This is a genomic window from Microbacterium sp. MAH-37, assembly GCF_009758255.1.
Taxonomy (GTDB): domain Bacteria; phylum Actinomycetota; class Actinomycetes; order Actinomycetales; family Microbacteriaceae; genus Microbacterium.
In genome coordinates, this window is record NZ_WSEN01000010.1 from 43088 (window position 1) to 53135 (window position 10048).

At 71.4% G+C, this 10048-nt stretch carries 13 protein-coding genes; 1 reads left to right on the forward strand and 12 read right to left on the reverse strand.

Translation table 11 applies throughout. The features are described from left to right. Window positions 1–57 precede the first annotated feature (57 nt). The 5 genes from GON06_RS14520 to GON06_RS14540 all read right to left on the reverse strand — a co-directional run bounded on the left by GON06_RS14520 (window position 58) and on the right by GON06_RS14540 (window position 4264). Entirely contained in the window at window positions 58–1218 is a 1161-nt protein-coding gene (locus tag GON06_RS14520) for an NAD(P)/FAD-dependent oxidoreductase (protein ID WP_157313046.1), read from the reverse strand. 126 nt (window positions 1219–1344) lie between these two features. Then, window positions 1345–2010, reverse strand: a complete 666-nt coding sequence (locus tag GON06_RS14525) for a GntR family transcriptional regulator (protein ID WP_332837590.1) — start codon at window positions 2008–2010, stop codon at window positions 1345–1347. Between the two features lie 62 nt (window positions 2011–2072). Beyond that, entirely contained in the window at window positions 2073–3119 is a 1047-nt protein-coding gene (locus tag GON06_RS14530; RefSeq protein ID WP_157313047.1) for a hypothetical protein, read from the reverse strand. A gap of 7 nt (window positions 3120–3126) precedes the next feature. Beyond that, window positions 3127–3582 (reverse strand): SRPBCC domain-containing protein, encoded by a 456-nt coding sequence (locus tag GON06_RS14535; RefSeq protein WP_157313048.1) that lies wholly within the window; start codon window positions 3580–3582, stop codon window positions 3127–3129. A 64-nt stretch (window positions 3583–3646) separates the two neighbouring features. After that, a complete protein-coding gene (locus GON06_RS14540) occupies window positions 3647–4264 on the reverse strand; it encodes a helix-turn-helix transcriptional regulator (protein ID WP_157313049.1) in 618 nt (205 codons plus the stop codon). Between the two features lie 75 nt (window positions 4265–4339). On the opposite strand from GON06_RS14540, the gene GON06_RS14545 reads away from it, so the two are divergent. After that, complete coding sequence (locus tag GON06_RS14545; protein ID WP_157313050.1) at window positions 4340–4813, forward strand: MogA/MoaB family molybdenum cofactor biosynthesis protein; 474 nt, start codon at window positions 4340–4342, stop codon at window positions 4811–4813. 82 nt (window positions 4814–4895) lie between these two features. Here the strand turns inward: GON06_RS14545 and GON06_RS14550 are convergent, their stop codons facing one another. The 7 genes from GON06_RS14550 to narI form a co-directional block, all read right to left on the reverse strand. Continuing rightward, complete coding sequence (locus GON06_RS14550; protein ID WP_157313051.1) at window positions 4896–5174, reverse strand: DUF6457 domain-containing protein; 279 nt, start codon at window positions 5172–5174, stop codon at window positions 4896–4898. After that, window positions 5167–5793 (reverse strand): molybdenum cofactor guanylyltransferase, encoded by a 627-nt coding sequence (mobA, locus tag GON06_RS14555; protein WP_157313052.1) that lies wholly within the window; start codon window positions 5791–5793, stop codon window positions 5167–5169. Before mobA ends, GON06_RS14550 begins: the two co-directional genes overlap by 8 nt. A 299-nt stretch (window positions 5794–6092) precedes the next feature. Next, a complete protein-coding gene (locus GON06_RS14560) occupies window positions 6093–6725 on the reverse strand; it encodes an HAD family hydrolase (RefSeq protein ID WP_157313053.1) in 633 nt (210 codons plus the stop codon). A gap of 232 nt (window positions 6726–6957) precedes the next feature. Then, window positions 6958–7653, reverse strand: a complete 696-nt coding sequence (locus GON06_RS14565; protein WP_157313054.1) for an ArsR/SmtB family transcription factor — start codon at window positions 7651–7653, stop codon at window positions 6958–6960. Window positions 7654–7759: 106 nt separating this feature from the next. After that, window positions 7760–8014 (reverse strand): hypothetical protein, encoded by a 255-nt coding sequence (locus GON06_RS14570; RefSeq protein ID WP_157313055.1) that lies wholly within the window; start codon window positions 8012–8014, stop codon window positions 7760–7762. A 46-nt stretch (window positions 8015–8060) separates the two neighbouring features. Further along, window positions 8061–9296 carry a molybdopterin molybdotransferase MoeA gene (locus GON06_RS14575; RefSeq protein WP_332837592.1) on the reverse strand — a complete coding sequence of 412 codons (1236 nt, stop codon included), beginning with the start codon at window positions 9294–9296 and terminating at the stop codon, window positions 8061–8063. Next, window positions 9293–10042: a respiratory nitrate reductase subunit gamma gene (gene narI, locus GON06_RS14580; protein WP_157313752.1), complete on the reverse strand. Its 750-nt coding sequence runs from the start codon at window positions 10040–10042 to the stop codon at window positions 9293–9295. Before narI ends, GON06_RS14575 begins: the two co-directional genes overlap by 4 nt. Window positions 10043–10048 lie beyond the last annotated feature (6 nt).

A 10048-nucleotide genomic window follows, 5' to 3' on the forward strand; every position in this document is an offset into this window, starting at 1 on the left:
GGAAAGCGGGACGAACTGCGACCTGGACGGTGCGACCGCCGGTGAGCGGATGCCGGGTCATGCGGGCACCCCCTGCAGCGTGGAGCGCGAGGGCAGGAACGGCGTCGGGTCGAGCGGCGCGGGCGTGCCGAGCACGGCGTGCGCGATGAGCGCGCCGGTGGTCGGCGCAAGCCCGATGCCGGCTCCCTCGTGGCCGGCCGCGTGGAACAGGCCGGCGATGCGGGCATCCGCTCCGATTGCGGGGAGGTGGTCGGGTGCGTAGGGGCGGAAGCCGTAGTACGTGCGCAGCAGCATGGTGTCGCGGAGGAACGGGAACAGCCGGGTCGCCTTGTCGGCGATCTCCGCGAGCGGCTCGAGCAGTCCTTCGCCCGAGAAGCCGACCCGCTCACGGCTCGACCCGATCAGCACAGTGCCGCCGGGGGTCGATTCCACGACGGTGGAGGTCTGCAGCGCGGCGTCCCCCGAGCCGACCGCGCCGACGTAGTCGGCGTCGTAGACCTTGTGGAACACCCGCTGCGGCATCGGCGCCGTCACGAGGATCGTGCCGCGTCGCGGCCGGATGTCGAGCACCGAGCCGAACAGTGCTGCAGCGTCGCCCGCCCAGGGCCCCGCACAGTTGACGACCGCATCACCCTCGATGCTTCCGTGCGCGGTGAGCACGCCGCGCACGCGGTCGCCGTCGACGATGCCGCCTGTCACCCCGGTGATCAGGAACTGCGCACCGAGGTGCCTGGCGCGGGCGAGCATCGCCTGCGCGGCGAGGCTGGGCTGCACTTGCGCGTCGTCGGGGTAGTGCACGCCGAGGGCGACCTCGGGTGAGAGGTGCGGCTCGGCGTCGCGCAGCGCCACCTCGTCAAGCGCCTCGGCCCGGATGCCGATCCCGCGCTGCGTCTCCGCGAACTCTTCCAACGCGGATGCTCCGCCGGCGAAGGCCACGACGATGCCCCCTTTGGCCTCGAACTCGGTCGCCGGCTGGCCGGGAACGCGATCGGCGTCCAGCCGCTCGGCGAGCTCGCGCCAGGCGCGGTTCGCCTCGATCGCCATCAGCGCCTCGGCGCCGGGCTCCTTGTCGGAGACGAGGATGTTGCCCTCGCAGCGGCTCGAGGTCTCCCCCGCGACGCCGGTGCGGTCGAGCACGATCACCTCGGCGCCCGCCTCGGTGAGCGCGAGAGCGCAAGCGGCGCCGACAGCGCCCGCACCGATCACGACAACCCGCATCCGTTCGCCTCCTCTGCGCTCGATCCACGTTGTACCGTGTGACATATTACTCTACTTCGAGCAGAACGTCGACTCTCCCCGGCGCTGGATGCCGCGCGCCGGGAAGCCGCAGCGGAACGGCGCCGGTCAGGCCTCGTGCCGGCCACTCCAGATACCGCCCACGTGACGGATGTGGCGGCGCATCAGCGCCTCGGCATCCTCTCCCCGCCCAGCGACGAGCAGGTCGACCAACTCGGCATGCTCGAGCGATGTCGCCACCAGCGCGTCGCTCTCGGCGAGCTGCACGAGGCCGACCAGGCGGGTCTGCTGCCGCAGTTCCCGCACGGTCTCGACCAGTTTGGCGTTGCCGGTGCACTCCAGGATGCGCAGGTGGAACTCGGTGTCGGCCGCGAGGTACTCGTCGAACCGGCCGTCCCGCGCAGCGGCGACGATCCGATCGGCGGTTCCGCGAAGCTCGGCGACGGTCTCGTCGTCGAGAGTGCCGGCGACGACGACCATCGGCGGCGCCTCCAGCAGCATCCGCACCTCGCTCAGCTGACGGAGCTCGTCGGGTGAGACCTCGGTGACCTCGAATCCGCGGTTGCGGATCGGACGCAGGAAGCCCCGGCGGGCCAGATTCAGCATCGCCTCGCGCACCGGCGTCGCGCTGACGCCGAACTCGCCCGCGAGCGTGGGCACCGTGAGCACCTCGCCCGGGGGGATCTCACCCGAGACGATGCGTGATGCCAGCTGCGCTTCGACCTGCTCGCGCAGGCTCTCGGCCGGCGAGAGCAGGGTGGCGAAGCCGCTCACAGGTCACCACGGAGATGGTCGGTCATGTGGCATATGGTACCCGCACGACCGTTCCGGCCCACTCACCAGGCCGCGGCGACGTCCGCGTGGGTCTGCAGGATGCCCTCCGTGGTTCCGGCCGGCGCGCGGCCGATTCCGCACTCGGTCGCGACGCCGAATTCCGGCACGAAGGCGGATGCCGCGACGATGCGCCGCTGCGCTCCCTCGGCGCCGTCCTCGCGGTGCACCAGACCCAGGTAGAGCTCATCGACAGGGGTGAGACCGGCGAGAGGGGCGAAGTAGGCCTCGTCATCGCGCTCGATCGGCACCGGAAGATGCAGCCAGGTCAGGTCGCGACCGGCCGCAGCGATGACGGCGTTCGCGAAGCGCACCAGGTTCCCGGCATCCGACGGCTCGACGAAGTGCTTCTCGCCTGCGTCGCCGTAGCAGAGGTGCACCCCCGCCTCGACGTCCGCGGGGACCGCATCGGTCAGCGCGACCAAGCGCGACACCAGCCCGTCGAAGGGGTCGCCCTGCCACCAGGCGTCCATGACCTTGCCGTACCCGGATGCACGCTCGATGATGCCCATCTCGCTGGCCACGTCCCACTGGATCGCGAGGTCCTGGTGCGGGATCGTCGCAAGGATCGCATCGAGCTCGCGCAGGATCGCGTCTGCGTACACGGGCTCGATGGCGGCACGGTCATCGCCGGAGAAGTACGACGAGACGACGGCCAGCGGCGTGGGCAGCGACACCTGGAAACGGATGCTCCGGGCGATCGCGCCCTCATCGCGCAGCCTGCGGAAGATCTCGTACGACTCCCGTGCCGCAGCGGCGTAGCCGAGCGGCGGGAGCTCGATCGCGGCAGCATCCACGCCGTCGGCGAGACGGAGCGGGCGTGCGTCGATGCCGGCCTTGAACGGGATCGGGTGCTCGCCCACCCGCTCGATGCCGTCGGCCTGACCCAGGACGTCCGGCTGGAACATGATCCAGTGGAACCTCTTGCCGACCTCACCGTCGGGGATGCGGCGGAGCAGACCGCCCAGCATCTCGGCGGCGGTGCGCATGGTCTTCTCGGCGTCGTCGTAGTTCACGCTGCCGACGAGGAGCGCGCCTTGGGGCTTGGTCATGCGTCCATTATCCGCCGACGTACGCGGCGAGATTGCGCAGCGAGGCCTCGAGGCCGGCCCTGTGGTCCTCCGCCGAGATGCCGGAGGGCACGTTCTCAGCGCGGAACACGACCTCGGATGCCGCGCCGCGGGCCGTGACCTCCCACGTCATCCGCATGGTGCCGGCGAAGGCCGGGTCGTCCGAGACGAAGTCGAAATCCTGCACGATCCGGACGCCTGGCGTCACCTCGACGAAGGTGCCCTCCACGACATCCGTTCCGTCGCCGGCCTTGCCGGCTTCGTCACCGGCGTAGCGGAGCACGATGCGGCTGGTGCCGCCCTCGCGCAGGTCGTAGCGCTCGACACGTCCCATCATCCCGTCCGGCGGAAGCCAGCGCTCCAGCGCCTCGGGGTCGGTGAGCGCCTTGTAGACGCGCACCGAGGATGCGTCGATGGTCGTCGTCGCCTCGTCTGTTCTCGTCATGCGTCCACGCTACGGACCGGATGCCGCGGGCGCACCCCCACCGTTCGCCACGGACCTCCGTGGGTCAGGCGGCGTCGACGCGCAGCTGCACCGTGCACTCGGAGGGGTTCGCCACGGCGCGGACGCACTCCGCGGCGATCGGGCCACCGGCCTGGGTGAGCACGCCCTGCATGAGTCCGAGGTGCACCTGGCACAGCAGCGGACGGTTCTCGGGCGAGGCCGCGGCGTGCGGGCACGGGGTGAGCTCGACGGTCAGCTCTCGCTCGTCGATGATCGGGTCGAAGCCGCTCTCCTCGAGGTGCTCCACCAGCGCATCGAGCTGATAGGTGGCCTCGCGACCCAGCTCGGAGGCATCCGTGTGCAGCACGCGACGCATCAGGTCGCCGCGGCGAGCCGCTTCGTTGACCTTCTCGCGCGCCACCGGGCTGGAGGCGCCGGGCGCACCGGTCGCAGCGCTGTACAGCGTGCGCGGGCGGCCGCGGGTGGTGCGGTGCTCGGTCTTCTGGATGATGTAGCCGCCCTCGGCGAGCCGCTGCAGATGCTCGCGCACCGTGTTGGCGTGCAGGCCGGTCTCCTCGCAGATCTCCGCGATCGTGCGCTCGGCTCGCGTCTGGACCAGGTGCAGGATCTGCACCCGTGAATAACTCGAGATCGGCCCGCAGACGGGCCTGGCGGTCACCATGCCAACAGTATGACCCAGCCTCCTGAACGGCCCGAGAGAAGGGGCCGTGAATAATCGCGCCCCTATGCTGGGGCCATGCTCCAGGCTGCAGTGATCACGGTGTCGGATCGTTCGGCGGCGGGCCTGCGGCCCGACGGATCGGGGCCCGTGGCGGTCGAGGCGCTGCGCGCGGCGGGCTTCGCCTGCGACGACGCCCGCGTCGTTCCCGACGGAGCGGATGCCGTGGAGGCGGCTCTCCGGGCGGCGATCGCCGACGGGTTCAGACTGATCGTGACCAGCGGTGGCACGGGCGTCGCGCCCAGGGACGCCACGCCGGAGGGCACTGCTCGGGTCCTCGAGCGCGAGCTGCCCGGCATCCCCGAAGAGCTGCGCCGCGTCGGCGCCGCGCAGAAGCCGGTCGCCCTGCTCACCCGCGGTCTGGCCGGCGTCGCCGGCGGCGCGCTGATCGTCAACCTGCCCGGATCGCCGGGCGGGGTCCGCGACGGGATGCCGGTGATCCTCTCCGTCGCCGCGCATGTGATCGCGCAGCTCGACGGCTCTGACCACTGACCATCTCGGTCGTTGAGGAATGTCGCAGATGGCCGCATCCGGCCCGCTGATGCGGCAAACAGGGACACTCCTCAGAGGGAGGTCAGGCGTCGCGGTCGGGCCAGGTGCCGGCGAGCTCGACCACGGCGGCGACCGCGGCACGGACGTCGTCGGGTGAACCTCCCTGACGTCCGGCGACGAGTCCGGCCACGAACGCACTGAACGGGGCCGCCGGGCGGGCGACGCCGTTCGCGACGTCACGCGCGAGGTCGAGGATCAGCCCGATCGGCACGTCCTCCGCACCGAGGCCGAAGCGCTCGCGCAGGGCGACCGCCCACTCCTCGAGGGCCTCGGGCGGCAGGGTGCGGTTCTTCTCAGTCATGCGTCGTCTCCTCGATCCTCTGCGAAGGTACCGCGCGCAGGCGCGCCCGCGCGAGGTCGTCGGGGGTGTCGACGTCGGCGGTCACGCCGTCATCATCCGGCAGCAGGGTCAGCTCCAGTTCGCCGAGCAGAGCGCGGCAGGATGCTCCGGCGACTTCGCCGCCGAGATCGGCGAGCGCACGGCGGAGAGCCGACGTCCGATAGACACCGGCCAGCCACTGCGGATGCCCGTCGGCGACGAACACGGTGCCGGCAGTGCTCTCCGAGCGCCCGGCCAGCAGACGAGGCACGAGCTCGTCCGCCCGGGGCAGGTCCCCGGCGAGCAGGACGGTCCAGTCGCCGGCCTCCGCACCGTCGAGAGCCGCGGCGAGCGCCGCCACCGGCCCGCCGAACGGCGGATCCTCGCGGACCCAGCGCACGTCAGCGGATGCATCGAGCTCGGGCCCGACCGCGACGATCGGCCGGCATCCGGCATTCTGCAGCGCACGCGCTGCGCGGGCGAACAGGCTCGCGCCGCCGACATCGAGCAGCGGCTTGTCGCCGCCGCCCATGCGCGACGCCCGTCCGCCGACCAGCAAGACCGCACCGATACTCGCGGGGTGCGGGGCCAGGTCGCTCATGCCTCCACTATTGCGGGGCAGTGCTGCCGATGCCAGCATCCGCGTCGGGGATATCGGTGGGTGCCGCGCGCAGGGTGCGGGTCACATCCTCGGAGATCTGCAGAATGACGGACCCCGCCGCCCGTCCGGACCCGAGATCCGGCAGAACTCCGCGGTGCTGCCGCGCGACGCCCCGGCTCGGTGCGGTCCCCGCGCGTCACATCGTCGGAGATCTGCAGTATTCCGGACGCAATCGCCCGTCAGGAGCCGAGATCCTGACGAAATCCGCGATGCTGCCGCGCGACGACGTCCGCCGCGAGTCAGGCGAGGATCAGTTGCACAGCGTCGGCCACCGTGGGCGCGGCGAAGGTCGGCGCGGGGCCGGAGCTCGGCGCGGAATCGGTCGTGATCCAAGCGGTCCGCAGTCCCACGCGCCGCCCGCCGGCGACATCCATGTCGAGGCTGTCGCCGATCATCCATCCGTCGAGAGCGACGTCCAGGCGGCGGGCGAGCTCGTGGAAGATCTCGGGCTCCGGCTTGCGGACGCCGATCTCAGACGACACGACCCAGCCGTCGACGAGTTCGGACAAACCCGTGGCACGGATCTTGCCCGCCTGGCTGTCGACCATGCCGTTGGTCACGATGCCGATGCTCCAGCCCGCGGAGCGCAGGTCGATCAGAGCGGCGCGGTCCTCATCGGAGCAGCGGACCAGTCCGGGCATCTGTCCGCGATAGTCGGCCCAGACGTCTTCGGCGGGCACCGGCAGCGCGTAGCGCCGAACGATCCCCGCGAAGACCTCGTCCTTCGGACGGCGCTCGGCGAGCGCTGCGGAGATCAGGTCGCAGGCATCCGGCGCGAGCGACCAGGTCTGTACGAACCGCCGCGCCCATTCCCGGGCGGCGCCCTCCTGATCGACGAGCGTCCCGTCCAGGTCGAAGATCGCGAGCGGCACGGCCACAGCCTACGCCGGGGCCTCGCTCATGCCCCGCGGACGGCCGCCGAGGCGCATCATCACGCGGAGATCTGCAATGTCGCGGAGACAAGCGCCTGCAGGCATCCGCGATTCCGCAGATCTCCGTGATTGCACCGCGCGGGCGAGAACCGTCAGCCGGGGAATCCTCTCGACGTTCGTCTCGCTCATTCCTCGCTCGCTCGACGAGCACTTGAGGAGCACAGGGGCGCACTCACACCCCGGTGTGTCCCAGCGCCGCGAATCGCTCCCTGCCGTGGGCGGTGATCGTCAGCGCGCGGTCATCGCGACGTCGGCGCAGCCAGCCGTCGTCGATCATCGCGGCGAGGATGCTGTGCCCGAGCCGTCCGGCGATGTGCGGCGCCCGCTCGGTCCAGTCCGTGCACGGGCGCACCGCCGGCCGCGGGGACCGCTGCCACGGCAGCTCGAGGCCGAGGCCGTCACCGATGCCCGTGACATCCTCACCGGCCGGCAGCGTCCAGGCGCCGGCCGAGTCCGAGATCCAGGATCGCTCGACGGCGAGATCTGCGATGAACACCCCGGCGCGACCGGCCAGGTGGTCGTAGCACGACCGCGCCTCACGCATGGCCGCGCGCCGGTCGAAGGCCGTCGCAGAGTTCACCCGAGCCTCGCCGGAGAGCTGCAGCAACGCCTCGACCGCCGTCGCGACGGCGGGGTCGGCGAGGCTCGCCAGCCGCGCCCGCCCGCGCTGCTCGACGGTGATCAGCCCGGCATCCTGCAGCTTCGCGAGGTGCGCGCTGACCGTCGAGGGCGCCAGCCCCAGCCGGGTCGCCAGTGCGCCCGCGGGCAGCGGCGTGCCGCCGAACAGCTCGTGCAGGATGCGTAGCCGCGCCGGCTCGCCGAGCACGCGCCCGAGCTCGTCGAGCGGAAGGCGCACCTCACCGCTCATGCCAGCGGCGCCTGCGCTGCAGTCGGATCGTCGACGATCAGTACCTTGCGGTTGTCGTGGTCGCTGTACTGTGCGATCAGGCGCACCCCTGCGTCAGCCAGCCTGGTCATGATCCTGCCCAGTGCTCCGGGACATCAGCATCCAGCGGCACGACGACCGTCGGCTGCAGGACGACGTCCCGGATGCCGGCCGACTCGAGTGCCTGCACTGCGGCATCCCCCTCCGCGACGAGGTAGTGAGCGATGCCGGCCCACATGCCGCCGCCTTCGAGCGAGATCCCGGCCCTGCCGAGGATCGCGCCGATCCCGGCGAGCGAGGCCGCCCCGTCCGGCGCAGGAACCGTGATGTCGTACATGGTCATGTCTTCATCCTGGAACGGAATCGTTTCGGTGGCGGACGAAATGTGCCTACAGCAGCACGACGTCCACGAGGTCGCTCGCCTCGACGGCTGTCACCGACTCCGGCACGATCGCGTAGGCCTCCGCTCCGCCGAGCCCCACCACCAGGTGCGACCCGGAACCGCCGCTACTCGCCGACCGCACGACCGGACGTGCGGGGTCGCTGCGGTCGATCACCGCCGGAAGATACTGCCGCCGCCCAGGTGCGGAGCTCCACGCCTCGCCCGCCGGCAGTCGCCACACCACACGGGCGACATCGACGCATCCCTGCATCCGCAGCAGAGCCGGTCGCACGAACACCTCGAACGAGACCGCCGCGCTCACCGGGTTGCCCGGCAGCCCGAACAGCAGCATCCCGTCATCCGTCGCGCCGAAGCCCTGCGGCTTGCCGGGCTGCATCGCGACCTTCGTGAACTCCATCGCGTCGCCCAGACTCTGCCGCACCACCTCGTAGGCTCCTGCGCTGACGCCTCCGGAGAAGATCACCGCGTCGCATGCGTGCTGCCGCGCCGCCGCGACCGCCTCGGCCGGCCCGTCTCCGGAATCGTCGACGACGCGACGCGCGACCACCTCGGCCCCGGTGTCGGCGACCAGCCCCGCGATCAGCAGGCTGTTCGACTCCGGGATCGTGCCCCGGGTCAGCGGCTGCCCCGGCGGCACCAGCTCGCTGCCGGTGGCCACGACCATCACCCGTGGACGGCGGGCCACCGCGACCTGCGCGATCCCCACAGACGCCAGGGCCGACAGCTGCCGCGCACCGAGCCGGGTGCCGGCCGGAAGAACCTCCGCACCGGCCGCGACGTCCTCCCCCGCTGCGCGCACATGCGCGCCGCGGCGACGCGGTGCGGCGAGGACGACGGCGGATGCCAGGGAATCGGCCAGTCCGCCCGCGGTGTCCTCGAACGGGACGATCGCATCGGCCTCGGACGGCACCGGAGCGCCGGTCATGATGCGCGCGGCTTCGCCGGGCCCGATCGCCGGGTCGAGAGCGCTGCCGGCCGGCACGTCGGCCACGACCCGCAGGGACACCGGATGCGCGGGCGTCGCATCCGCGGCATCCGCGAACCGCACCGCGAAGCCGTCCATCGCGGAGTTGTCGAACGGCGGCACCGCGTTGCGCGCGAGCGCCGGCTCGGTGAGCACACGACCGGATGCCTGACCCAGCGGCATCCGCTCGACGGCCGGCGGCCTCAAGGCCGCGAGCACGCGGTCGAGCTGATCCTCGACGGAGCGGAGCGCCGTCACGGGCGACGCAGCCGGGCCGGGTCCGGGGCAGCGACCGGGTCCCAGCCGCGCTTGGGCGCACGACTGCCGCGCTGCTCGTCACGCGAGCGGTACACGATGTACGGCCGGAACAGGTAGCCGACCGGCGCCGAGAACACGTGCACCAGGCGCGTGAACGGCCACAGCGCGAAAAGCAGGCACGCGGTGATGACGTGCAGCTGGAACAGCAGCGGCACACCCACCATCAGCTCGGGATCCGGCCGGAAGATGATCATCTGCCTGACCCACGGGGAGATCGTCTCGCGGTATGCGAACCCGCCGCCGAACACCTGGTGCACGACGGTCGCCGCGGTGCCGAACAGCAGCGTCGCGCCGAGGAAGACGTACATCACCTTGTCCATGTTCGTGGTGGCGAGGAACACCGCCGCGACTGTGCGGCGCCGGAAGATCAGGATGGCCAGCCCAGCGAGGGTGAGGATGGCGGCCGCCGTCCCGAGCACCGTCGCGCCGATGTGGTACATGTGCTCGTCGATCCCGATCGCGTACAGCCACTCCCGCGGGATCAGCAGACCGACCACGTGACCGGCGATCACCATGAGGATGCCGAGATGGAACATCGGCGAGCCCCACTGCAGGAGCTTGTTCTCGTAAGTCTGGGAAGAGCGGGTCGTCCAGCCGAACTTGTCGTAGCGGTAGCGCCAGATGTGTCCCAGGATGAACACCGCGGCACACACGTACGGCAGCACCACCCACAGCACGATCTGCAGAGCAGT